16 protein-coding genes are annotated in these 24,281 nt (G+C 55.5%); 10 read left to right on the top strand and 6 right to left on the bottom strand.

Annotated elements, in window-relative coordinates:
• The first annotated feature begins 71 nt into the window (after nt 1–71).
• The gene (locus RE6C_RS17685) at nt 72–2,027 is read left to right on the top strand and encodes a sulfatase family protein (RefSeq protein ID WP_008658689.1); all 1,956 of its coding nucleotides are present in this window, start codon (nt 72–74) and stop codon (nt 2,025–2,027) included.
• Nucleotides 2,028–2,230: 203 nt separating this feature from the next.
• On the opposite strand, the gene RE6C_RS17680 is transcribed toward RE6C_RS17685, so the two are convergent.
• Nucleotides 2,231–2,656, bottom strand: coding sequence for a hypothetical protein (locus tag RE6C_RS17680; RefSeq protein ID WP_008658688.1), 426 nt, complete (start codon nt 2,654–2,656; stop codon nt 2,231–2,233).
• Between the two features lie 219 nt (nt 2,657–2,875).
• A complete protein-coding gene (locus RE6C_RS33350; RefSeq protein WP_315852357.1) occupies nt 2,876–5,188 on the bottom strand; it encodes a S8 family serine peptidase in 2,313 nt (770 codons plus the stop codon).
• 680 nt (nt 5,189–5,868) lie between these two features.
• On the opposite strand from RE6C_RS33350, the gene RE6C_RS17670 reads away from it, so the two are divergent.
• From RE6C_RS17670 to RE6C_RS17655, 4 genes are all read left to right on the top strand, one after another.
• The gene (locus RE6C_RS17670; protein WP_236618306.1) at nt 5,869–7,122 is read left to right on the top strand and encodes a cellulase family glycosylhydrolase; all 1,254 of its coding nucleotides are present in this window, start codon (nt 5,869–5,871) and stop codon (nt 7,120–7,122) included.
• A gap of 775 nt (nt 7,123–7,897) precedes the next feature.
• Nucleotides 7,898–10,282: a replication restart helicase PriA gene (priA, locus tag RE6C_RS17665; RefSeq protein WP_008658679.1), complete on the top strand. Its 2,385-nt coding sequence runs from the start codon at nt 7,898–7,900 to the stop codon at nt 10,280–10,282.
• A gap of 230 nt (nt 10,283–10,512) precedes the next feature.
• Nucleotides 10,513–11,139: a hypothetical protein gene (locus RE6C_RS17660; protein ID WP_008658677.1), complete on the top strand. Its 627-nt coding sequence runs from the start codon at nt 10,513–10,515 to the stop codon at nt 11,137–11,139.
• Nucleotides 11,136–12,143, top strand: coding sequence for a hypothetical protein (locus tag RE6C_RS17655; protein WP_008658674.1), 1,008 nt, complete (start codon nt 11,136–11,138; stop codon nt 12,141–12,143). The genes RE6C_RS17660 and RE6C_RS17655 overlap by 4 nt, the downstream gene beginning before the upstream one ends.
• Here RE6C_RS17655 and RE6C_RS17650 read toward each other — a convergent pair.
• Complete coding sequence (locus tag RE6C_RS17650) at nt 12,091–13,134, bottom strand: helix-turn-helix domain-containing protein (RefSeq protein ID WP_008658673.1); 1,044 nt, start codon at nt 13,132–13,134, stop codon at nt 12,091–12,093. The genes RE6C_RS17655 and RE6C_RS17650 overlap by 53 nt on opposite strands.
• A gap of 510 nt (nt 13,135–13,644) precedes the next feature.
• On the opposite strand from RE6C_RS17650, the gene RE6C_RS17645 reads away from it, so the two are divergent.
• Both RE6C_RS17645 and RE6C_RS17640 read left to right on the top strand, forming a co-directional pair.
• Complete coding sequence (locus RE6C_RS17645) at nt 13,645–14,556, top strand: endonuclease/exonuclease/phosphatase family protein (RefSeq protein ID WP_236618305.1); 912 nt, start codon at nt 13,645–13,647, stop codon at nt 14,554–14,556.
• Between the two features lie 135 nt (nt 14,557–14,691).
• A complete protein-coding gene (locus RE6C_RS17640) occupies nt 14,692–15,651 on the top strand; it encodes a GyrI-like domain-containing protein (protein ID WP_008658671.1) in 960 nt (319 codons plus the stop codon).
• Here RE6C_RS17640 and RE6C_RS17635 read toward each other — a convergent pair.
• From RE6C_RS17635 to RE6C_RS17625, 3 genes are all read right to left on the bottom strand, one after another.
• A complete protein-coding gene (locus RE6C_RS17635; RefSeq protein WP_008658669.1) occupies nt 15,633–16,352 on the bottom strand; it encodes an SIR2 family NAD-dependent protein deacylase in 720 nt (239 codons plus the stop codon). The two genes, RE6C_RS17640 and RE6C_RS17635, sit on opposite strands and share 19 nt — an antisense overlap.
• Nucleotides 16,353–16,443: 91 nt before the next feature.
• Nucleotides 16,444–18,738 (bottom strand): ribonuclease R family protein, encoded by a 2,295-nt coding sequence (locus tag RE6C_RS17630; protein WP_008658667.1) that lies wholly within the window; start codon nt 18,736–18,738, stop codon nt 16,444–16,446.
• Nucleotides 18,739–18,816: 78 nt separating this feature from the next.
• Nucleotides 18,817–19,452 (bottom strand): thymidine kinase, encoded by a 636-nt coding sequence (locus tag RE6C_RS17625; protein WP_008658666.1) that lies wholly within the window; start codon nt 19,450–19,452, stop codon nt 18,817–18,819.
• Between the two features lie 82 nt (nt 19,453–19,534).
• Here RE6C_RS17625 and uvrB point away from each other — a divergent pair, with 82 nt between their 5' ends.
• Genes uvrB through RE6C_RS17610 form a run of 3 tightly spaced genes read left to right on the top strand, consistent with a single transcriptional unit; the run spans nt 19,535 to nt 24,184 of the window.
• Nucleotides 19,535–21,796 (top strand): excinuclease ABC subunit UvrB, encoded by a 2,262-nt coding sequence (gene uvrB, locus RE6C_RS17620; protein WP_008658665.1) that lies wholly within the window; start codon nt 19,535–19,537, stop codon nt 21,794–21,796.
• A gap of 21 nt (nt 21,797–21,817) precedes the next feature.
• On the top strand, nt 21,818–22,999 hold the full coding sequence (locus tag RE6C_RS17615) for a DEAD/DEAH box helicase (protein ID WP_008658664.1): 1,182 nt from the start codon (nt 21,818–21,820) through the stop codon (nt 22,997–22,999).
• A 60-nt stretch (nt 23,000–23,059) separates the two neighbouring features.
• Nucleotides 23,060–24,184, top strand: a complete 1,125-nt coding sequence (locus RE6C_RS17610; protein ID WP_008658663.1) for a DUF932 domain-containing protein — start codon at nt 23,060–23,062, stop codon at nt 24,182–24,184.
• Nucleotides 24,185–24,281 lie beyond the last annotated feature (97 nt).

Genomic DNA, 24,281 nt, shown 5'->3' with positions numbered 1-24,281 from the left:
ACGGTGCGCGAAAGCAGCATAAATACCTGCATCAACAAACTGCACGACCTCCAAGACAAAGAGCCAACTCCATGTGGCAGGTAGCCATCCGACGATTCCAAGACGCCCGCGTGCCGATGATGGTCGCACTTTTGTTGACGGCAACGCCCTTGTTTCAGACGGTTGAAGCGGGCGACCGCCCCAATATTCTCTGGCTTTCCGCAGAAGATATCAGTCCCCACATCGGTTGCTATGGTGACCCGCATGCCATCACGCCACGCATCGATCAACTCGCCAAGGAAGGCATTCGATACTCCAACGCGTTCACCACCGCCGGCGTTTGTGCCCCGTGTCGCAGCGGGATCATCACCGGGATGTATCAAACGACTCTTGGGACGCAGCACATGCGTTGCCAAGCGAAGCTTCCGAAGAGCATCCAGCCGTTCTCAACCTATTTGCGTGAGTCGGGATACTTTTGCACCAACAACTCCAAGCAGGATTATCAATTCGCGACTCCGGAAGGTTCGTGGGACCAGTCGTCCAACAAGGCTCACTGGCGGAATCGACCGGACCAGGACACGCCCTTTTTTGCTGTTTTCAACTTCACGGGCTGCCATGAATCTGGAATCGAGAATGATTGGAAATATAAGTCCGTCACCGAAGGCCTTTCCGAAAGTGAACGGCAGAACGCTTCCGAGCTCTCGACGTTCCCGCCGTACTATCCGGACACGCCAGCCACTCGTGAAGACTGGAAGCGAAACTATGAGCTGATCACGGCGCTCGATCATTGGGTGGCCGGGTTGCTCGACCAAATCCATGCTGACGGATTGGACGAAGACACCATCGTGTTCTTCTGGTCCGACCATGGCGTTGGGCTCCCGCGAGCGAAGCGTTGGCTCTACGACTCTGGCACGCACATCCCGTTGGTCATTCGTATCCCGGCCAAGTTTCGATCCAACGGCAAGGCCGCCGGGGTCGTCGATGAACGATTGGTGAGTTCGATCGACTTTGGCCCCACCGTCTTGAATCTAGCGGGGCTGGATGTTCCAGAACCCATGCAAGGCAAGCCGTTCCTGACCAGTCCTTTGAGCAAGCTGGAGGCCGTCGACCGAGACTACGTTTACGGTGCTCGCGATCGGATGGACGAACGTTATGACATCATTCGAATGGTGCGTGATCAGCGATACAAATACATCCGCAATTACGAACCGTTGAAGCCATACTTTCAATACATGAACACGCCCGAGAAAGGGCAGACGATGCGGTCGATTCGCGAGGCTGAGCAGGCCGGAACGTTGCCACAAGCAGCCATGCCTTTCTTCCGCGGAACGAAACCCACCGAAGAACTTTACGACCTTGAGAATGATCCTCATGAGATCCATAATCTCGCGTCGTCTTCTGACCACACGGAGGTGCTCCATCGCATGCGTGCGGCCCACGAGCAGTGGGTGACCCGCACCAAGGACTTGGGGCTCATCCCAGAGCCGATCCTCGCCGAACGTGCGAGCGAACTCGGAAGTCAGTACGCCGTCTTGCGGCAATCGGACGACAGCGAGCTCGCGAATCGTGTCGCCGCATCGGCTCTCGCCGCGTCCGAGGGCGCTGCAGCTCTTCCTAAAATGCGAGCCGCACTCGACGACAGAGATTCTGCGGTGCGTTATTGGGGCGCGACTGGGATCGGGAATGTTTTCGCTCGCGGCGAGATCGATAAGCTGCCGTATTTGTTGGATCTGCAAGAACGACTTGCCGACGAATCCGCGACGGTACGAGTCGCAGCGGCACGGGCGCTTTGCCATTCCGGCAATCCCGAAGCCACGAGCAAGGCCCTGTCAGTCCTGGCGGAGACATTGGCGGATGGAGCGCAGTGGGAGCGACTGCAAGCCGCCATCGTGCTCGACGAGATCGATGAGAAAGCGTTGCCGGTCATCGATTCGATGCAAGAAGCACTCAAGCCAAGGCGAAAGTTATACGCCGATGGCAAGTACACCGTCCGCGTGATCAACCGCGCTCTCAACGAACTGAACGGCACCAGCCACACGGTCAAATAACCGGCGTGATCGAAGGGCGGGGCGGGGCAAAAAATCGTTCTCGGGGCTTCCACCCCGAGCTACTGGTGCCGGCCCTGTCCGGGGCGAACGTTCCTGCATGGCTCCGGAGGAGTCCGCGTTCATAGCTCGGGGCGGAAAGCCCCGAGAGGACAATCAACAACCATCCAGCCGCCCCGGACGGGGCCGTCGAAATGTATTTCACGTCATTTCGGTTGTGGTCTCGTTGCTCCCGCGAGACTTCCGCCCAGGTAGCCCATTGGCAAGTACGCTCCGACCAAGTCCAGAACGATGAACCAGAGTGGGCCTCCGAAGCTCGCAGCCATCGTGATGCCGCCCAGCAAAAAGAACGCTCCAATGCCAAGTGCGAACTTCATCTTGTGGCTCGCAGCGATTTTGGCGGCAACGAATGCGCCGACGAGCGTGCCCAGTGCATGAGCCAGCCAAGGTGCGAAGAAGTTCGCTGGTTTGAGCAGTTTGAGGTCCTCGGCGAATTGGTCCATGTTCGACATGTCCACCCCGTCGGGGAGCGGAATCACCATCGGGCCGACGGTGACAATCGCCATGTTGAGCACGCTTCCCAGGAAGAGACCCGCGACGACAGCCAGGATGTTTCTCAGAATCGTGGGCACTCAGCGGCTCCGTCGATGCACTGGGCTGGGGCGATGTTCTGTTAACGCATGGCTTTCTGAAAAATGGCTTTCTGAAAACAAGTGTAATGCCTCGACCGAATCCCTATGACATGGTGGAGCCGCCCCGATCGATTGGCGCGGGCTCTCTCGGAGTCATCCCAGCACGTTCGTCCCGGGTGGGGCTGGCGTCAGCAACTGGTGGCGGAAGCCCCGAGGCGACTAATTCAAGTCCAAGGTCCCGTCGGGAAATCCGAGGAGGCCACCGTTGTCTTCTTCGGTATCCAGTGACAACGGGTCCCAAGCATAGTTCGCCAACGCCAAATCCGTCACATCAGCGAAGTGAGTTTCGCTACTAAGATTGCGGATCCAACCGGTGCGAAACAAGCCGTTTGAGTCAGTTGTTCCCTGGAAGGCTTCTCCGGCGAAGATGACCGTGACAGTGACGCCAGTAAGCACCGAGTCGTCTTGCGCACTTCGGATCTGAACGACCGACCGCCAGTCTCGCCCACGCCGTCTTGATTCGAAGTCGATCGAAGACACGTACATCGCAGTCTCCAACTGTTCCTGATCAACCACCACCGATGTGACCGCGGTTGCGGAGTCAGTGAATCCATCGTTAATCGATAGGCTGACGTTGAAACTGTCGATTGACGAGTAGGAGTGGTCGACCGTTGCGTCAGTGGTTGTCATCACAACGCCGTCACCAAAGTCCCACGTGTACGTGAGTTCTTGGTCATTGGTGGTGGTTCCATCGACATTGTCAAAGTCAACTGAAGCAGAAGCATCGAAGGAGATGGGGGCATCGATATAACCTTGGTACGGTCCGCCTGCGTTTGCTACGGGAGCGTCATTGACCTCGGCGACATCCGCTGATGTCGAATCGTTTGCCTGACCGCCGCGGTCGTCGGTGACCGTTAGCGACACACTGAAGCTACCACCATGTAGATAGATGTGTGAAATGGTTGGACTGGTCGTCTGCGCCGTATGTCCGTCGCCAAAGTCCCAAACAAAAGTCAGCGATCCACCGTCTGGATCGTACGAAGCGGATGCATCAAAGACGATCTCAGAGTCTTCGATGCCAGATTGCGAGATCCCAGCATCGGCGATTGGTAATTCATTGGGAACGCCGCCTTCGGCCCAACCAAGATTTTCAACGTGATTGTCGGGGCTGTCGGGATTGGGTGTTGGTGGGCTCGGCAATTGCAGTCCCTCCGGACTGGTCCAAGCTTTTCCTCCGTCAATCATTGCCTGACGGATCGCATAAACTCCGGCAGCGTCCTCAGCTGGACCGTTTGCGGCAATGTAAAGTGCAGCAAGACCGGCGGCATGCGGCGTTGCCATGCTGGTGCCACTGCTGAGAGCGTAGCCGCCATCTTTGTAGGTGGAATAAATATCAACACCGGGCAACATCAAATCGATTCCAAGACCCGGCGAATCGACCACATTGTTTGAGTCGTACCAAGACGAATAGTTTGGTGCGCCTTGATCATTACTGAAATTACTGAAGTCCGCGAATTCGTCGTCGGCGTAATTGCCAAAGTAGTCTGCGTATTGGGTTGACGGCCCGTGGCCACCAGGCATGCCATCCGTATCAGCGATTGCACTGATCGCAGCAACCTCCGGGTAGGCTGCGGGGATGGTGTCGTCGAACGTTCCAAATTGGAAGTCGGTTCCCAGAATGTCGCGATATTCATTTCCACTCGCGACAACGTAGACAACACCCTCGGAGACACTGTTTTTGATCGCCTGATGATAGGCCTGGCTTACGCCTTGGCCGCCCAGGCTCATGTTGGCGACATGGATGTCGTTGGTCGGATCGGGGTCGGTTCGCGTTGATGTAACCCAATCAATCCCTTTGATGATGTCCGACAGGTAACCTGATCCGCTCGCGTCAAGCACTTTGACGCCAAACAAATTTGCTCCCGGCGCGACCCCGACGACTCCGATGTTGTTGTCTAGTGCGGCTGCGGTTCCAGCGACATGAGTGCCGTGTCCATTGTCGTCGTTGAAATTGTTGTCCTGAAAGCTTCCCCGGTTTTGGCGACGACCTGAGGTCACCGTATAGAAATGAGTGCCTCCCGCAACGTTCAAGTCAGGATGAGATGTGTCGATGCCTGAGTCGATAATAGCGATGTTCACATCGACTCGATCGTCAACATTATCAATGTTGGCTAGTAAGCTGACATCAGCATCGATCCGATCAATTCCTGTCGGAGTGACTTGCGCAAATGCCTGCATGACCAGGTCTGCTTCAACCCGCTCGATTCGCGGGTTTCTAGCCAACGCGTCTCGCGCGGCTTGAGGGAGTTGAGCTGAAAATCCTTTCAATGCATTTTCGTAGACATGACCAAGCTGTCCGCCGTGCGCCTTTACCAGTCCTTTAGCGACCGCATTTGGGTTCGCCACCTCAGGAGCGAAAGTGACAATCACAGATTCCATGGCGGGAACAGGACGATCGTCGATGGGACCCGCCGCATCCAGCACAACTCTTTGTTCCAAGGTTTCGATCAACCAGCGCCGTTTGTTTTTCATCTTGCCAAGCTCAGAAAGGCTTTGAAATGGATTGGCTGATTGTAGGTGATGCACCCAGTTCAGGGTAGTTGAGTTCCCCTCTGTGCTTGGCGGGCAGTCATGCCGCTGGTGGTCGGCGTTGATCGAATCAAGCGTGACGAGCCAAATCGCCGAGTTTCAAAAGAGTCTGCAGGTCTTCCCGAAGGCGATGAAAACGCGGTTGAAGGAAATTGACTGTCTTCGAAGGACATCGCTCGAAATTAGATTGGGCAATTAAAGCTACATGTCCTAAACAACGGCAATTCATGCTAGGAACTGCGTGAAAGAACGATTGTTCAAGGTGTCATTCGCTCGGCGTGGTTGGATCAACGAGGAGTCAATACTTGCTGGCATATCGGCCACGAATTGAATTCTTTTTTGCTCTTGGAATCGTGCCATTTCCGATCACGAGCAACCGAATCAACCAAGATCAAGTTTTCCAGGCTTGCTATAGGTAAACTTGAACGCTAGCCTTCGCAGGGGGTCTGGTTGCACTCTTTGTGGTGGCCGGCTGGCTGGTGAGATTCGGTCGGTTGAACTTTACCTCTCGCGGTCACGCCGTTCCAAAACGCGACTGAACATACGAGGAGTCTGTTTTGGAGAGAGTGCTGGCCCACGAAAACTTTCACCGAAGTCACTTCATCATCTTTGAGATCTCCGCCATGAAATCTTTAGTGCAAGCGTTACCAACGATTTGTTTTGCGTTGCTTTTGGTTGGGGGCATGGCTTCCAAGGCCAAAGCTCAAACGCTCAGCGGAGCTGATGGGGAGGTCATTCGTGGGACACCGATCGTGCTGGGCAAGCAACTCTCAGGCTCCGTGACCTTCGCTGAAGATCTCAGCAATTGGATCTATCTTCGGGACGTTTGCAAGTTGAACACGGTACGTCTGTGTTGGGTTGACCCCTGGTACGAAATCGACGCTCAGTGGACGGTGGAGGAAGTGCTTCCTCACATCGACGTTTGTGTCGCCAACGCAACGCTTTCGGGGATGAACATCATCATCAACTACCACAATATCGATGAGCAAGGTGGTGGTCAGAACTTGGACTTTGCCCAATGCCGGGCGTTTTGGGAAGCTGTGGCACCACGCTATCAAGACAACCCGTTGGTGATCTATGAGATTTCCAATGAGCCGACCTTCAATATGAACGACTACTTGGAGACGTCATTCAAGTCCGCTTATCTCGATCTGTATAACGATGTACGCGACGCTGCACCGTTTCGACAAATCATCTTGTTCAGTTTCAGCACGATTGGGTACCCGCTCGACGAAGTGGTGCGAGGCTACGAGAACGAACTCGATTGGGAGTTCACTTCCATCGCATATCACATGTACGGAGGCAAGCGTGTTCGGACCAGCGACAACGTGACTGCGATGATGCGTGACGGGCATCGTGTGATTTGCACGGAGTGGAATTATCCGGGGACGTTCCGGTACGTCAGCAGCGTCGACGGTTATGAAGTCAATTCAGAAACTCTCGAGGCTTTAGGAAACGCTTGGGTCGACTGGCGAGATTGGGACGACACGACTCTGGACGAAATTGAGGAGATCTTAATTCCTGACGCGATGCTCAAGGGATATTGGTGGGGCGACAGCAGCGACTGCGAATCCACTGACGCGGTGGTTGGATCCATCTCGATTGCCATCCAAGGAACGGGACGTGGCGCGAAGCGAGCCGAGGCGACGGTTCTGATTTTGGACGGGTGCGGAGATCCTATCGCTAATGCGTTGGTAGAAGGCGAATTCCGCGGGTTCTTGCAAGGGCAACATTCGGTGATCACTGATGCTCAAGGGAGTATAACGTTGAATACCGAAAGCTTTAAAGGGAAGCTCGAGACGTTCGAATTCTGCGTGACCAATGTGACTGCGGACGGTTATCAGTTCGACGGTCAAGAGGTCAGCCAAACCTATTGAAGACGTCGTTCTCGCTGAAGTGTGCTTGCGCAAATCAATGTCTTCATCGAGAGGACACATGGATTTCGTCACTGAAAAATCCTGGGGAGATTGACCTCTACTCTCGACGAATCTCTGCGTTTGATCGCGAATGGATTTGCGAAGGCTCCGAACCGTGTATTTCATTCAGCGAGTTGCGTATGAAATTTCGTCGCGGCTTGAATTTCACAATAAGACGATTGGTAATCCGTTCGAAAAGCGAAGCGGGCTATGCGGAGGGCAGAGTGTTGCCATCCGTTTTCAGGTAGCGATTGTTCGCCGTGCGAGCAGTCGGGGCAGCTCTGGAATCAAAACGTTTTCGGGAAGAGGTTCTTCGACCCTCTCAGGTTCAGGCTTGTAATTTAATTCTTGATCCGAGGTAGCGTTCCCGAACACTGGCTACTGTCTTCTACCGCTCCGCGGTGGCTTCGTTGTGCCGACCAAAAGAAGTCGTGGGGGGGAACCGTGGGGCGCGCAGCGAACCTGAGGATCGGTTGGCCAAGCCTCGGGCCGGGGGTGGACCTGGCCAACTTGGGGCAGGTGATCCCCGACGGTCTCGTCTGGGACGAATGAGTCTGGCTCGCTCAGGAGGAGTCTGCGTCGATTGTTTCGGGTTGGGACCCCCGAAGAGGCTCATGGTGGGAAAGGGCAGGGCGGCCGCATCGCAGAGCTGGTGGATGACCAGACGTGTCACGGGGTGGGGCGATGATGGATGGGTTATCTTGCGCCCGCCGGGAAGAAAAGGAGCTCACACGTTATGTTGTCTGATTCATCGATGCCCGATCTGGGCGAATCAACTTTGCACTTCCCTCCTTTTGCCGCCGCACCCGTGCCCGCAGACTCGTCCGAACCAACCCAGAACGAATTGTTCGAAACCGATCCTCCCCCGTGGGAATTGACGGTCGGCGAAGACGTTCAGCTCGCGTCGATCGTGTTCGCTCGATCGCCACACGGGCCCTACGACTACCGAATCCCGGACGAATTGCTGGATGTCCTCCGCCCTGGGATGCGTGTGGGCGTGCCGCTGGGGCATCGGAAAAAGCCCACTCCGGGTTGGTGTGTGTCGATCAAGACCGGCAACGCGGCACAGCAAAAACTTCGCGACGTGGCCGAAGTCATCGACGACGAACCGCTGTGCGATGCGGCCCTGGTTCGCTTGGTGATGTTTATCGCTCACTACTACCAAGTTCCGGCAGGACAAGTCTTCGACACGTTGATTCCCGCCAGTGTTCGCGACAACGCGGGCACGCGAAAGACAACTTACTTTCGACCGGCACCGGGGCTGACCGAAGAACAGATTGCCAAACTGCCATCCAAGCAGCAGTCGGCGATGCGGTTTCTGATTGCTCAAGATCGGCCGATGACCGCGGCCGAAATCGCGATCATGGCTGAATGCACCGAAGACCCGATTCGGCGGTTGCGAAAGAAAGAGCTCTTGATCCCCGAAGTGCGACGAGAGCTCAGCCAAAACATCCGCATTCGGGCTCAGTCCAACGATGGCGAAGCCAGAAAAACGCATGAGCTGACGGCGCAACAAGAGAACGCGTTGTCTCGGATCAATTCAGCGGTCGACAGCGGCCGCGGGCGGACGTTGTTGCTGCACGGCGTGACCGGCAGTGGCAAAACGGAGGTCTACATTCAGGCGATCGAGCATGTTGTCAAACAAGCGGGATCGGCGATCGTGTTGGTGCCCGAGATCAGCCTCACGCCACAAACCCGTGGGCGATTCGAAGATCGTTTCCAGAACGTCGCGGTGTTGCACAGCCAAATGTCCGCATCGGAACGTCACTTCCATTGGCAGCGGATTCGTCGAGGAGAAGTCCAAGTCGTTATCGGGCCTCGCAGCGCCGTGTTTGCGCCGCTGCCGAACTTGGGACTAATCGTGATCGACGAGGAACACGACACCTCGTTCAAACAAGACAAGCAGCCTCGCTATCACGCTCGCAAGGTGGCTCACGCCCGAGCGATGGCACTGGGCATTCCATTGGTGCTGGGATCCGCGACGCCGTCGATGGAAGCTTGGCATGCGACGCAAACCGGGCACGCGGAACTGGTCACGATGTCGGAGCGGGTCGGCAATCGTCCGATGCCCGATGTTCAACTGGTGGACTTGCGAGTCAAAGAGGAACGCGGCAAGGGCGGCGCGATCAGCCGACCCTTGCACGCGGCGGTTTTGGAAACGTTGAAAGAAAATGGCCAAGCGATTCTGCTGCTCAACCGACGTGGTTACGCGACGACGATCCAGTGTCCCGCTTGCGGCACCGTGTGTGCGTGTCCCGATTGTGACATGCCGCTGACTCATCACCGTGACGGCGGCAAGGCAATGTGCCACTACTGCGACTACACGATCCCGACGCCGCCCTGGTGTCCGGCGTGTCGTTTCGATGGGATTCGCTACGGAGGTTTGGGCACGCAGAAATTGGAAATGGAAGCCAAGGCTCGCTTCCCCGATGCCCGCATTGCTCGGATGGACAGCGACACGATGAAGCGGGCTGGCAGTCACCAACGGGTGCTGTCGGAGTTTCGTGCCGGCGAGATCGATGTGTTGCTCGGCACGCAGATGATCGCGAAAGGTTTGGACTTTCCCAACGTGTTGTTGGTTGGCGTGATCAACGCGGACTCAGCGTTGCACTTCCCTGACTTCCGCGCCGCCGAACGAACGTTCCAGTTGGTCACCCAGGTCGCTGGGCGAACTGGCCGTGGCGATCGTGGCGGCCGAGTGATCGTGCAGACGTTCACGCCGGAGCACCCAGCGATTCAAGCCGCGGCGAGGCACGACTATTTGAAATTCGTCGAAGACGAAATGGTGAACCGCAAGAAGTTCAATTACCCGCCGCTGGGCAGCGTGGCGCGGATCATCATTCGCGGTCCACTGGAAGACAAAACCGAATCCGTGGCCGACGCAATTGTGGATCGCTTGGAGAAGGCTCGCGATTTACTCAATGCGGAGGTCCGTATTCTTGGTCCGGCACCACCACCGATCGTCAAGATCAGCGGCAAGTATCGTTTTCATTTGTTGCTTCAGGCCACGGAAGCAGCGGTCGTTGGCGAAGTCATCCGGCGAGGTTTGGCGGATTTTAAGGTCGATCCCAAAGAGGAAATTGAGTTCTTGGTCGATATTGATCCCGTCAATTTGATGTGATGTTGGTGTTAGCAGATTGGCTTTTTGATTTTTGAACCACGCAATCGTTGGTGCTTTGTTGCGATCACGGCTTCGATATGGTCTTTGCGGCTGGCCGTATGCGCAAATTGGCGCTTTCTAATTTTCACATTGCTTGACGTTTCCAAGGGGTGCTACTGACGAAGGTTGTTGAACTTCCTTCAGATGAGGGAGGGAATCTGCAACTCTCCTGCATAATTTGGAATCGACACATGGATGTGTTGCATTGTTTTGGGACAGCCGATCCGCTGTTCGATGTGGTCCAAGAAATTCGTCGTGATGGGTCCGAGCAAACCCTCTATCACTACGACGAATACAGCAACCATTACATCTTGATGTGGCAAGGTCATCCGCTCGGCACATTGACAATGTTGGCCGCCGCGAATGGTCGGTTGGATTGCGAAGACCATTACCCAACGGTCCTGTTGGATCATCATGGCGATGAATTATTCGCGTCGTGCAAATTGCGGATTCGACGTGGACCGAGCACGCCCATTGCAGCACTTCGAACGTTGGTGCGAGGTTCTTGGGCGCATCAATTGGCAAATGGGAATCGGATCTCAATCGCGAATGCTGATGTTCGTATGAAAGCCTTTTATCGACGGATGGGATTCACTTATCTGCCGGGCTTTGATTTCGTTCATCCAGAGTTGAAAACGCAGAGCATTGTGTTGTTGATGGCGGCCGATGCGAGGGGACGTTCGTATTGCCAGGACATGTTTGCCGAGCTCGCCAAACAATCGGATCAGCCCGCACTCGTTCAGATGTGTTGCGATTCGTTTGGTGAAACTGGTTCGCTATCAAGAGCCGACTCACTCGGATTGGCGGCGGTAGCATGAACGGCAAAATCCTTTCCTACTCGGCCGGTTCCACCTCGTTGGACCCTTTCAAGTTTCGTGTCATCGACGCACTGAAACCAACGGACAAGATGTCGCGTCTGGCGACCATCTTCCCAGACCTTCAGCCGTTCTTTGTTGATCCGTCTCAATCGTTGGTGGTCGATGCGTATCCGGCTGCTTTGGGTGGCATGGACGCGATGACTCGTGTCATCACATACCTGCATCCGCCCACCTGTATTCGTGCCTTGCGGTTGGCGACAGCAGAGAAGCGGCGGGTGGTGTTCATCGCTCAGCCTTTGGCGGGAGCAGATTTGTTGCTGCAGGCGATGGATACTCAAATGGATTGGCCAAGCGAATTGCTATGGGCGACAGGCGGCTACCCTCTGCCGGCCTCTTTGCAAAGTAGCATCGAAGCTTGGTTGGCCGAACGTGGTTGCCGGCTCACGGTTTTGCAGGCTTACGGAGTGGCCGAGTTGGATCACACGCTGATGGCGTCGATGCATCGTGATTCTGAGTCGCGTCCTATCTATCAATTAATCGATCCGCGATTGGAATTGGACGCGCGGGATGATGGCTGTTCGTTGAACAAGCACATTCGATTCCAAGGGACAAGAACAGCCAACCATGATCGCATCGAATCATGCGGAGGCGGCTATCGAATTCATGGCAATCCGTCGCTGTATTGTGACGGTGCTCTACGATGGCTCGATCAATGGCAACCGGGCGACTGGCGGAATTACACCGGCTATCTGAGCGATCGCGACGGAGTCGTTGCGTTGCAACAGCGTCGCGGTCGAGCCTCAAATACTGAGGTGGCGATCAACTGTTTGAGTTTGCCGGCGATGGCAGCTTTGCCACGCGGAGTGGCATGCATGCCGGTTGAGCACTTTGACTTTATGTCACAAGACGGCATGTCTTGGATGGAAAAGCCAAAGTGGAATCCGAGCTCGTTCAAGCAGCTTGTCGAGAGAACGAATACTCCGCAGGTCGCTGCAGCCGCTTGACCATCGACAAGAGGTTTCGAATCATTCGCCGGCGAAGGCCAGCCTTGTCGACGGATTTGATCAACATTGCGAAGTGCTTGAACGTCGCCCAGTTGGAGTATTCTTCTTTACCCAGAATTCGTGGGTCTTCGCCGAACCAATAGATCGGATAGCTGAATTCGGGTTCCTTAGTGGGTTCTGGGATGAAGCCGATCGTTCCGAGTCTTCGTTCGTTCAACGGACTGGCGGAAAACGAAACCATCTCGAAGTCGGATTGGTTGGGTGACTCCGCCAACGATGCGACTTGGTTGAACGTGATGAGGCTGAGCGACTTGGTGACTTGGTACCAGGGCCGGCGACACTGCTTGGTAAACTCGGTGACCGAATCGAGAAGCAAGTACTGAGATTGATCCGCCAAGTCGTCCGCTGAAATATCGAGCCACGCCAATTTTCCATCGCGAAATGCGTGGAAGGATTCGGCCGTCAGCGGCAGCACAATGCTGACTCCGCCGACCGTGTCTTCGAAGCGATCCAAGCGAATGCAACCTGGGTTTCGACGCCACAGGTCGACGTACCGTTGTTCGTAACGGAAGTAGACCTCGTCGATCGCTGAGTTCTTCTGCAACGCTTGTTGTTGATCTTGGGTCGTGCCCCACTTCTGAATTTGAACGCTGAAGTTTTCTCGCAGTTGTCGGACAACGTCGACGACGTCGGCTTCGTTGCGGCACATGCTGCCTTCGTCAAAGTTGCGATTGGTTCGGAATTTGTCCGCGACGGACCAGGGAAGTTCAGCGAAACCATCTTGGCCGGTGCCGGGATCGATTCGAACCAATTGGTCGGCCTGCATGCCCAATGCACCTGCGATTCGCCGCATCGTTCCGGTCGAAACATTTTGACCGGATTCGGCGAATTGGACCGTCCGAGATGAGACACCTGCCCGCATCGCAAGCTGCAACTGCGACAACCCTAAACTTTGGCGAGCTTGCTTGAGTTGAGCGTTGGCCTGAGCCATTCCAAAACCTATTTTCTTGTTGAAAAAACGAAGCCGTTTGCGCCCACTTTGCGCATCAGGAATTCTGCCGGCAGCTAACGTTTGATTACCAGTCGCTCCATCCGAGGCGAATCGTCATTCGCAATGCGATTACGGGGCATCGTCTCGCATGTGAGCGACTGGTTTTCAGAACTCCCTGCGAACTGGCCAGTAGAGGGGGGGCAACGGCCGTCGCGGGTCCATCAGTGTAACTTGGCTGACCGGCGAATCGAAGCCTATTCAAATGCTCTCGCGTCTTCAACGCTCCAATTGATCTCTGGCTGAGCCCAATTTTCGGGCTGGTGCGGAATTTTCTACGGCCACTATCTTTGGGTTGAGCTGTCTCGACAGGCTCCGCAGAGACGAAGGCATCATCTGCCTGACGCTTTTCATCGGCCCGTTGCAACGCAAGTGGACGCCGGCAACGAGGACACCGCAACGATCGGTGGATTTATGTTTCGAGCCGGAGTAACCTCCGCCCGAAACGTCGCGGTGAGTCCAACCGAACGACGTTCCGTTTCAGTCGTGTGGGACGGTTTGCTATTTGAATCAAACAACGCGCATCGGAAGTTGATTTTGTTCGTCAAGAAAATGCTCTTCCTCGCAATTGCCTTGGCAGCGTTTGCCTCTGTGTTGCGCCCGCCGAGTGTGCAATCTCAAGAACAAACAACCAGTTCAACGATCCGGCTGAGGGTTCTGAGCTACAACATTCACCACGGTCGGGGAACGGACGGGAAAATCGATCTGGATCGTTTGGCGAACGTCATCCGATCGGTGGATCCTGATTTGGTGGCGGTCCAAGAAGTGGATCAGAACACCCATCGAAACGGGATGGTCAAGCAAGTCGAAATACTTGCGGCTCGAACCGGTCTGCACGGAAAATTCGCGAAGCAGATTGACTACGACGGCGGCGAGTACGGGCAAGCGGTTCTGTCAAAGTATCCCATCAAATCGCTCGAAGTGCATTGGTTGCCCGGTGATCCTATTCGGGAACGCCGGATCGTCGGGGTGGCAGAAATTCAGCCCCACGAAACTCCGTTGCGTTTCGCGACGACGCATCTGCATCACGCGCGAGCCGACCTACGGGAGAAGCAAGCCACTGAACTCAATCGACTCTTGGCCAACGGAAATGCCCCGGTCATTGTTGCGGGTGACTTCAATGCGAAACCGGCTTCAATCGCCATGCAAACACTGCAAACGAAGTGGCGGATCGCGACATCCGATACGATGCTGACTTTCCCCGCTCGCTTGCCCAACCGACAACTCGACTATGTTGCGATGTATCCCGCAAACTCGTGGCGAATCGTCGAGTCTGAGGTCCTGAATGAGCCTGTCGCTTCGGATCACCGACCATTGCTGGTCGAGATTGAATTGGAAACGCATTCTGAGCCAATTCCCGAATAAAGGGCGTTCAATCGGGGGCAAGATGATGGAGTGCGATCGCGGGCAATTGAAAATTCCATCGCAACGCTGTTCCTGCGCGGTTTTGCTAGGATATCCGCCTCGGTACGTCAGCCACCCTGAAGGGATGAATTCACGATGCCCGCGTTTCATATTCAACGTTCCCAAACGATCGACGCTGATACACGCGATGTTTATGACGCGGTCAGAAACTATTCGACTTGGACCCGCTGGTCGCCTTGGTTGCAAGTCGATCCTGATGCGGAGGTAACCGTCAGCGATCCGTCAAATGAATTGGGAGCGACGTATCACTGGAAGGGTGAGTTGGTTGGCGAGGGGTCGATGACCCATCGCGGACTTCAGGCTCCGCAGAGTCGATCAGCAAACTCATCGGTGCAAGCCGACTTGGCGTTCATCAAGCCGTTTAAGTCGCAGTCCAAGGTGGAGTTCGAAATCCATCCCGTGATGACGGATGGTCTACCAGGCTCCAAAATCACCTGGCACATGCGAGGCAAGTTGCCGTGGTTTCTGTTTTGGATGCGATCGATGATGGAAACGTTCGTGGGCATGGACTACGAACGCGGGTTGCGGATGTTCAAACAGTTCGTCGAAACCGGTGAGGTGCTTTCAGAGCTTGAAATCAAAGGCGTTGTCAACGAACCCGATCGCATGATCATCGGCCAACGTGGTGGTTGCACGATGGACGACATCGGTTGTCACATGACTGAAACGTTGGAACGAGTCAAACCACACTACAACGCGGATGACGAACGCGTTCATGAATGGGCCAGCCTGTATCACACGACATCGGACCTTCGCAAACGATGGTTCGACTACACCGCGGGTTATTTGGCCGATGCTGGCACGCCCGTGCCGGAGGGCTGTGTTGCGGACACTGTTCCGGCCGGCAAGTTTCTATTGGTCCGGCACGTCGGTGACTACGCTCATCTTGGCAACGCGTGGTCGGGCGGGATTCAATACATCCGCTACAAAAAACTGAAGATGGCCAAAGCGATCGGGTGTGAGGTCTATCGCAACGATCCGGAAACAACCGAAACCAAAGATCTCATCACGGATGTTTACATCGCTTTGAAGTGATCGAGTAGCTTCGGGATTTCGACGCTGGCCGCACCACGAATCGTTTCGTCGAACGCACTCGAGGCGGGCGTGTCGTCCAAGTTGACTTCGATGCGGCGGCAGTGCGGGGGCGTTTGAGCCACGATGCCGGCGGCAGGATAGACGACGCCAGATGTTCCGATGGCGATGAACAGATCGGCTGTTGTTGCGGCCTTCTCTATTTGTGTCAGTCCGATTGGCATCTCGCCAAACCAGACAACATTGGGACGCAAGCAACCTCGCATGGCGTCGTTGTCGGGATCTTCCGGATGCGGTGTGTCGACGCTCAGGTCGCCGGTCCATTCGAAGATCTCTTCGGAATAAAAACAGCGAGCCTGCAGCAGTTGACCATGCATTGCCAGCACGTTTTGGCTGCCGGCACGTTGGTGGAGGTTGTCGATATTCTGAGTCACCAAGAGGAAATCGCCGCGACCATTGTCTAGATGGTCGCGTTCAAATTCGGCCAGAGCGACGTGCGCCGGGTTGGGTTGGATCTCAGGGTTCAGCAACGCTCGGCGTCGCTGGTTGTAGAACTCATGCACCAAATCGGGATTGCGTGCGAATCCTTGAGGCGTGGCGACTTCTTCAACGGCGTGCCCTTCCCACAATCCGTTGGCGTCGCGGAAGGTTGGGATGCCGGATTCAGCAGAGATTCCGGCGCCGGTGAGGATGAGAACGTTCATGGCAACGATAGAAAAGAATCAAAACCCGTGGCACGGTGGACCCCATCGTGAAATCAAGCCTTCGGTCGTTTCGCGACGATAAGCCTCTGATCTACCGACGACGTCGCTTCTTCTTTTCGCGTCGATCGGACTTCTTTTGATGTCTCAGAGGTGACTTCTTTGACTTTTTGCCAGACGTGCCTCGCTGGTCATCTTTCGCCGCGGAGTGGTTCTTGACGACTTCGAGGTACAGCTGTCGGTCTTGCAGATCGACCTTGCCGATTCGGACCGTCAGATGGTCACCCAGTCGGAACCGGTTGCCTGATTTGAAGCCCGTTAAACTTTGCCCGCGACGTTCGAATCGATATTGATCGCTGGGCAGTTCCGTGACCGGGATGAAACCGTCGACGGGAAGCTTCAGACAGCGAGCGTGAATGCCGTCGGCAAAGACGCGACTGATCACTGCCTCGAGCGTTTCGCCTTGTTTCTTTTTCAAGAAGTGAAGCAACTTCAGTTGGATCAATTCGCGTTCGGCTTGAGCGGCGTTGCGTTCGGCGTCGCTGCATTCGTGACCGAGTTTGACCAACTCCGCGAAGGATTCATCTGGTGTCGATTTCTTCTCAATCAGACGCTGCACCAAGCGGTGGACGCTGAGGTCGGGGTACCGGCGGATGGGGCTGGTGAAGTGACAGTAGTGTTCTTTGTCGAGCGCGTAGTGTCCTTCACGGTGTGGGCCGTAAACCGCTTTGCTCATGCTTTTCAGCACAGCGAAGTTGACGGCGTTTTCAAGCGTGGTGCCGGCGACCTTGTCCAAGACCGCTTGGATTTCAAAGCGGCTTTCGACGTTGTCAAAACCCAGCCCGAGGTCTTTGACAAAGCTGGTCAGTTGTCGCAGTTTGCGGCGTTCAGGCGGTGCGTGAATGCGGTGCAGGAAATTGAGTTCTTGATCATCCAGCCAAGTCGCAACGGCTTCGTTGCCCAGCAGCATGAACTCTTCGATGATCTGATGGCTTTCGGTGTTCTCGGTTTGGTAAGCACCTTTGACCTTGCCCGTTCGATCCAGTTCGAGCTTGATGTCCGGCATGTCCATCGACAGTGCGCCGTCTTTGAATCGACGCTTGCGAATTTGCATCGCGAGCGTGTGCATGTGCGTCAGCAGTTCGCAAATTGGATCTCCCCAGTCCTTCTGAAAGGCTTCGGGGGAGGCGAGGAACTGGTCGATTTGCTCGTAGTTGAATCGCTTGTCGCTGCGGATGGCAGCGTTGTGAACTTCGCTGTGAGTGATGGTCAGATCATCCAGCATTTCGATCTCGACCGTCTTCACCAAACGCATGCGTTCGGGCTGCAGTGAGGCGAGGTGGTTGCTGATGATTTCCGGGATCATCGGGATCACACGGTCGGGCAGATAGACGCTCGTTCCACGACGACGCGCTTCGACATCCAGTTTTCCACCAGGCGGAACAAAGTGGCTGACGTCGGCGATGTGCACCCACAGTCGCCATCGACCTTTTTCACGTTGTAGTGAGATCGCATCGTCGAAGTCACGTGCATCGAACGGGTCGATCGTGATCGTCAACATGTCGGTCAGGTCATTGCGGTCTGCCGGCACGACGTCGTCATCGAACGCATCGGCTTGCTCACGAGCTTCGTCCAAGACCTCTTCTGGGAATTCATCGGGCAGCGCGTATTGCCGCATGATCGTCAGGGTGTCGATCGCGGGGTTCTTGCTGCTTCCCAAGCGTTCGAGAATGACTGCTTCGCCACCGCCAGATTCTTCATCGGGGAAGTCGACAATCTCGACAAAGATCTTGTCGCCGTCTTGCAACGGCAACCCTCGCACGTCGCCGACGCTAACCGGAGCTTCGTAGTGCACACCGTCCAGATAGACGACGGGACCTTCGATCGTGTCGGACCCAGGTTGGTCGGGCAGGGGGGAGGAAAAGAACGTTCCGGTGAATTGACGACGTGCTCGCTGCAGCACCTCGACTACCTTGCCTTCAATCCCGCCTCGGCGACTCGGTTCGATCGTCACGGCGACCAGGTCACCTTCCAAGGCACCGGCGGTCATTCCCGGGGGAACGAAGACATCTTCGGGAACATCCGCGTCCGCATTGCCACCGCCGCTGGAGGGACGAACGAAACCGAAGCCGCCGCCCATGGCGCGTCGAAATGTCCCGCGAATTTGGTCGGTGGGACCACCAACGGCGGCTGCCGCGACGACCAAGTGGTTTCCGCCGTAGATCAATCGTCCTTCGAGGACCAATTGTTTGATCACCCGGCGGACTTCGCGATAGCCATCCGCGTCCAGTTCGAGAAGGGCGGCGATTTGTTTGGGTTTGCTGGGACGGTATTCCGCCGCGTGAACGAGTCGCAGAACGCGATCGATCAATTCTTGTGAGACTTGCATGGCCCCAGAATAGTCGACCGGGGCTCGTGCGGGGTAGGACGTGTTGTTCGCGGGTGTGGCTGATTTGATCTGAGGTTTTCAGCGTTCCGATTGGCGAGGTTCGTTTGAATCCAGCAAAGGAAGCTCGTCTTCCGAGCGTTGGTAGATCGCTTCTTTGAAATGAAGACGACAAACCGTTTGGTACCGTTCGTTGCCCCCAATTTGAACCTGCTCACCGTCACGAATGACCTGGCCGGATTCGCTCACTCGCAGCACCATGGTGGCTTTGCGACCGCAGTGGCAAATCGTTTTGAGTTCCGTCAGGGTGTCGGCCCAGGCCAGCAGGTGTTCGCTGCCTTCGAACAGATTGCCTTGGAAATCCGTTCGCAATCCATACGCCAGCACCGGAATGTCCAGGTCGTCGCAAACATCGCTGAGCTGTCGCACTTGGGTTCGAGTCAAAAACTGAGCCTCGTCGACCAGAACGCAGTGAAGCGGATTGGTGCGTGTTTCGTTACGAACCAGGTTCAGTAAGTTGTCGGACGTGTTGAATGAAACGGACTCCGATTCGATGCCAATTCGCGAGGCGACTTTGCCGCTGCCAAAACGGGTGTCGATCTCGGGAGACAGGATCAGCGTGTTCATCCCGCGTTCGCGATAGTTGTAGCTGGACTGCAGCAATACCGTGGATTTACCGGCATTCATCGTGGAATAGTAGAAATACAGCTTCGCCATGGCAGTGCGTTGAAATTCAGGGGCGAGAATCGAAGGCGGAGGGTCTTTGCCGAATGATTCGACAGTTTGCTAAAGTGCTGGCATGAGCATCACCAAACTTGCGCCGGCCGCTTTTGATTTGCATCAACCGTTCCCGCCATCGGGGGACCAACCAGCCGCGATCGCCAAATTGATCGAAGGCATCCAAAGCGGCAAGACCGCTCAAACGTTGCTGGGAGCCACCGGGACGGGGAAAACGTACACGATGGCCAACGTGATCGCGTCGGTCCAGCGACCCGCGTTGATTCTTAGCCACAACAAAACGTTGGCCGCTCAATTGTACGGGGAATTCAAAGAGTTCTTTCCCAACAACGCCGTCCACTATTTCGTCAGCTACTACGACTACTACCAACCCGAAGCCTACATTCCGCAGCGTGATGTTTACATCGAGAAAGATTCCTCGATCAACGAGGAAATCGATCGGCTGCGATTGGCAACCACCAGTTCCCTGGTCAGCCGTCGTGACGTCGTCATCGTGGCCTCAGTCAGCAGCATCTACGGCTTGGGATCCCCGGACGATTACCGGCAACTGGTCGTCGACCTTCATCAAGGCGAGCAAACCCGCCGCGATCACTTGCTGTTGAAATTTGTCGATCTGCAATATCAACGCAACGACATCCAATTCGAACGCGGCAAATTTCGTGTTCGCGGGGACTCGATCGAACTATGGCCCAGCTACGAAGAATTCGCTTATCGGATTGAGATGTGGGGCGACGAGATCGAAAAGATCTCACTGATCAAACCAACATCCGGCGAGACGATCAAAACGGTCGAGCATCTCTACATCTATCCGTGCAAGCACTTCGTGATGCCGGAAGATCGCATTCAGCGCGCGATCCGAATTCTTCGTGAAGAGTTGACTCAGCAATTGGAGATCTTTCAGTCGCAGGGGAAGTTGCTGGAGGCTCAGCGGTTATCGGCGCGGACCAAGTTCGACTTGGAAATGCTGGCCGAAGTCGGGCATTGTCCTGGCATCGAAAACTATTCCCGCCCGCTGTCTGGCAAAGAACCTGGGGCGACCCCAGACACGCTCTATGACTTCTTCCCCAAAGACTTCATCACGTTCGTTGATGAGTCGCACGTGACCGTGCCTCAAGTTCGCGCGATGTACGCGGGTGACCGGAGTCGGAAGATCACCTTGGTCGAACACGGGTTTCGTCTTCCGTGTGCACTCGATAACCGGCCATTGAAATTTGACGAATGGGAAGAACGAACCGGACAAATCTGCTTCGTCAGTGCGACGCCCAGCGACTACGAGTTGGAACGCACGGGCGGCGAAGTGGTGGAACAAATCATTCGGCCAACGGGATTGCTCGACCCGGAAGTCGAGATCGTTTCGGCTCGCGGACAAGTCACGCATTTGCTGGAGCAGGTTCGCATCCGTGCTGAGCGAGACGAACGTGTTCTGGTCACGGCGCTCACAAAGCGTTTGGCAGAGGATTTGGCAACCTATTTTCAAGAGCAAGGCGTCAAGTGCCGTTGGCTGCACAGCGAACTGAACGCTTTTGAACGAGTGGATTTGTTGCAGGAACTACGGGCCGGCCAGTTTGATTGTTTGGTTGGTGTGAACCTGCTTCGAGAAGGCTTGGACCTTCCCGAGGTTTCTTTGGTCGCGATTTTGGACGCGGACAAAGAAGGCTTCTTGCGGAGCGAAACGAGTTTGATCCAAACGATCGGCCGTGCGGCTCGGAACGCGAACTCACGTGTGATTCTGTACGCCGACAAAGTCACCGATTCCATGCAAATGGCGATGGACGAAACCGAACGTCGTCGCGTGATTCAGATGGAATACAACGCCAAGCATGGGATCGTGCCCAAGACGGTTCGCAAGTCGATCCGCAAAGGCATCGACACCGAGGCGGCCAGCCACAAGGAGTCGACTCGCAAGGCTCAGGACAGCGGCGAAGCGATTTACATCACGATCGAGTACGTCGACAAACTCGAGCAAGAGATGTTGGCCGCGGCGGAGGACCTGGAGTTCGAGCGAGCGGCGAGGCTGCGTGATCGTGTGTTGCAGCTGAAGGAGCACATCGGCAAACCACTATCCGAAGTGGAAATCGTCGACGAAAATCAGCGGGCAAATCAGGCGGCCGAGGACGCGGGCGCCGCGGTGCGAAGAAAAAGGGAGCCAGCAAAGGCACCAAAATCCCGCGGCCAAAACGCGGCTGAGTGCTCTCTGGGGCGAGGGATTCGCCTCGATTTCGATGTGCATTATTTCCAGCTGAAACCGAAGTTTTGGCGTCGCATCCGGTCGGTGACCGAACGTGTCACAGCCTTCCCTATCACTACAGGTGTTCAACTTTGACACCTGCAGAAAGGGAACACGATGTCCACTGCGATTTTGCCAGCGATCTCATCCGAGCCGTCCTCCAACTTGGATTTGGATGGATTTGCGATTCAACCCCGCCCGTATCAACACCGCATCATCCGGCGAACACTCAACGCGTTTGGGTGTGGCAAACCTGAGACTTGTTCTGAGTTCGACGGGGCAGGGCAGGGCGGTTCACGCCCAGCCAGCGTTCTGATTGAAAGTCCCACCGGAAGCGGTAAGACGGTGATGGGATTGGCCATCGCTGCGATCATGCAGCGTACATTCGGTATTCGAGTCGGTTGGGTCGCGATGCGGAGAAATCTGTTGGCCCAAGCTCAAGCGGAAAACGTTCGTCGACAGTTTGGACTCGACATGCATTTGATCAGCATGTTTGACAAGGAACCGCCGGATGTGGATTTGTTGGTGATCGACGAGGCACAACATGATGCGGCGACAAGCATGGCCAACTTGCATGGGCAAATTCAACCGCGATGGACGCTGGGATTGTCCGCGACGCCATATCGAACCGACCGTGTCAAACTGTGTTTCGAAAATGTGATTCGAGATGCGGGCATTGCTCACTTGATCGCGGATGGGTTTTTGAGCGCCTATCACCACTACACGATTGAGGAGTACACGCCACAGTCATTGGCTGACTTGTTGATCGATGAACCAGAGCGATGGGGGAAGTCGCTGGTGTTCTTTCACAAACAAACGGAGTGTGACGAACTGAAGTCGCGGTTGGACGAAGCGGGTATTCGCAGCGATGTGGTGACCGCGAAAACGAATCGCGATCGTCAGTTAGCCGACTTCATCGAAGGTCATACCGACGTGCTGATCAACATGGCGATCCTCACCGAAGGTTTTGATTGTCCGACGTTGAAGACCGTGTTCTGTCGGCCGAGCGGTCAGGGAACCACGATTCAAATGGCCGGACGTGGTCTTCGCAAATGCGAATCGGAACCGATCAAGCAGGTCGTTCAGTGTCGGCATACACGGCACCCAATGATGCGAACGGCGATCCCCGCCGAGCAGTATTTGTGGACCGAATACGGTTGGCGAAGCATCGCTGGCAACCGCCAGTTGGACGCGATGGCCATGGCTGCTCGTCAGCGAGTCGCAAAGGCCAACGTGAGTCTGCCGAAACTCATTGCCGCTCATCGGCCGCGTCGTCGTATGCACCGGTTGGCTCGCTAGCACCGGACTCGCAGTTCACGCATTCAATCGAATTTTTGACCCCATTCACGGAAACCAATCATGTCGACTTCATCAACGATCTCAAGCGAATCCCAAACCTCTCCTCGTTTCAGTTATGCACTGGCCAGCGTTGGCGACATCCAAGTCGGGGCTGTGCATCGTTCTCCCGGTGGCCGGATCAGTCTGCGTGAACTGGAAATTGATGGGCAGCCGGTTGTCGCCACTCGTCGGTTCTGGCGATCGTTCTTCACTCGGTTCGGAATCGCGGAAAACGTGTTCCGCTATTTCCGTCCTGACGAAGTCTTTTCGCGGATTCAGTCACAGCGAGACGATGTGACATTTCGCTACTGCATCGCTCGATCACCGAGTTCTTCGTCGAAGCGATCGGACCAATTGTTGGCCGTGACCAATCCCAATCGACCGATCATCCGCTACGACGACATTCGCAGTTTGCTAGATGGCAATGGAGGCGACGACATTCGGTACCACAACGGAGTTGTGACCAGTACGCATGCACCCCGCGGTGGCAGTCGTCAATTCGCGATCGGTGGTGATCAGTTCCGCGACCGGTTTTGTTTGGAGACTCCGGTCGATGGCTATGGGCATCCCCGACTGTTTCTGTCGATGCTGCGGTTGGTGTGCAGCAACGGAATGATCGGGCACGCCAAGGCATTCCGCAGCGATGTGCCGGTCGGCAAGAACATGGAACACTGCATTGTCCGGGCGATTGAATCGTTTGACAACGGCGACGGCTATGCGGCCCTGCGACAGCGATTCGAATCAAGTCAGACTTCATGGGCGTCGGTGCACGAGTGTCTTCGACTGAACGAGTTGCTAGAGTCCCTGCGTCGGGACAAGCAACTGACGCAGGATGGTTTGATTGGTCGGTTTCGTTCGCTCGCAGGAGACCTGAACGAGCTTTACGGCCTAGCAAATCTGGACGCGCTGAGTGACAAACGCCGCCGGATCTTACCTAGCAAGGCTCGGGTTTATGATTTGATCAATTACGCCAGTGAAGTGGCGACTCACCATTCGCACGCGGACGGTGCCAATCGGATCCAAGCTTGGTTGGGGTCGCTGGTGTCCGAAGAATACGACTTGGAGGGGACCGCCAATTCAGGGGGTGACTTTGACGCGTTCTTTGTCCCCAGCGACGACGGGCTGCCGGCGCAGAGCCGAAATTGATTCCAGAATGTGCGACTTCGACCGCCAACGCTGACTTCTTGCGATTGACGGCGGGATTCGAGAGTTAGTATCGAACGTTCATGAAATTTTCGTGTTC

Source organism: Rhodopirellula europaea 6C (genome assembly GCF_000338295.1).
Classification (GTDB): Bacteria; Planctomycetota; Planctomycetia; order Pirellulales; family Pirellulaceae; genus Rhodopirellula; species Rhodopirellula europaea.
Note: the sequence above shows the minus strand (reverse complement) of the source record. Positions and strands in the feature narration are given on the sequence as shown.

Excerpts from the sequence above, each read along its gene's own strand:
- uvrB (WP_008658665.1), top strand. The coding sequence starts at position 19,535 with ATGAGCATCACCAAACTTGCGCCGGCCGCTTTTGATTTGCATCAACCG.
- RE6C_RS17610 (WP_008658663.1), top strand. The coding sequence starts at position 23,060 with ATGTCGACTTCATCAACGATCTCAAGCGAATCCCAAACCTCTCCTCGT.
- RE6C_RS33350 (WP_315852357.1), bottom strand. The coding sequence starts at position 5,188 with ATGAAAAACAAACGGCGCTGGTTGATCGAAACCTTGGAACAAAGAGTT.
- RE6C_RS17660 (WP_008658677.1), top strand. The coding sequence starts at position 10,513 with ATGGATGTGTTGCATTGTTTTGGGACAGCCGATCCGCTGTTCGATGTG.
- RE6C_RS17670 (WP_236618306.1), top strand. The coding sequence starts at position 5,869 with ATGAAATCTTTAGTGCAAGCGTTACCAACGATTTGTTTTGCGTTGCTT.
- RE6C_RS17685 (WP_008658689.1), top strand. The coding sequence starts at position 72 with ATGTGGCAGGTAGCCATCCGACGATTCCAAGACGCCCGCGTGCCGATG.
- RE6C_RS17615 (WP_008658664.1), top strand. The coding sequence starts at position 21,818 with ATGTCCACTGCGATTTTGCCAGCGATCTCATCCGAGCCGTCCTCCAAC.
- RE6C_RS17630 (WP_008658667.1), bottom strand. The coding sequence starts at position 18,738 with ATGCAAGTCTCACAAGAATTGATCGATCGCGTTCTGCGACTCGTTCAC.
- RE6C_RS17635 (WP_008658669.1), bottom strand. The coding sequence starts at position 16,352 with ATGAACGTTCTCATCCTCACCGGCGCCGGAATCTCTGCTGAATCCGGC.
- RE6C_RS17650 (WP_008658673.1), bottom strand. The coding sequence starts at position 13,134 with ATGGCTCAGGCCAACGCTCAACTCAAGCAAGCTCGCCAAAGTTTAGGG.
- RE6C_RS17625 (WP_008658666.1), bottom strand. The coding sequence starts at position 19,452 with ATGGCGAAGCTGTATTTCTACTATTCCACGATGAATGCCGGTAAATCC.
- priA (WP_008658679.1), top strand. The coding sequence starts at position 7,898 with ATGTTGTCTGATTCATCGATGCCCGATCTGGGCGAATCAACTTTGCAC.
- RE6C_RS17655 (WP_008658674.1), top strand. The coding sequence starts at position 11,136 with ATGAACGGCAAAATCCTTTCCTACTCGGCCGGTTCCACCTCGTTGGAC.
- RE6C_RS17640 (WP_008658671.1), top strand. The coding sequence starts at position 14,692 with ATGCCCGCGTTTCATATTCAACGTTCCCAAACGATCGACGCTGATACA.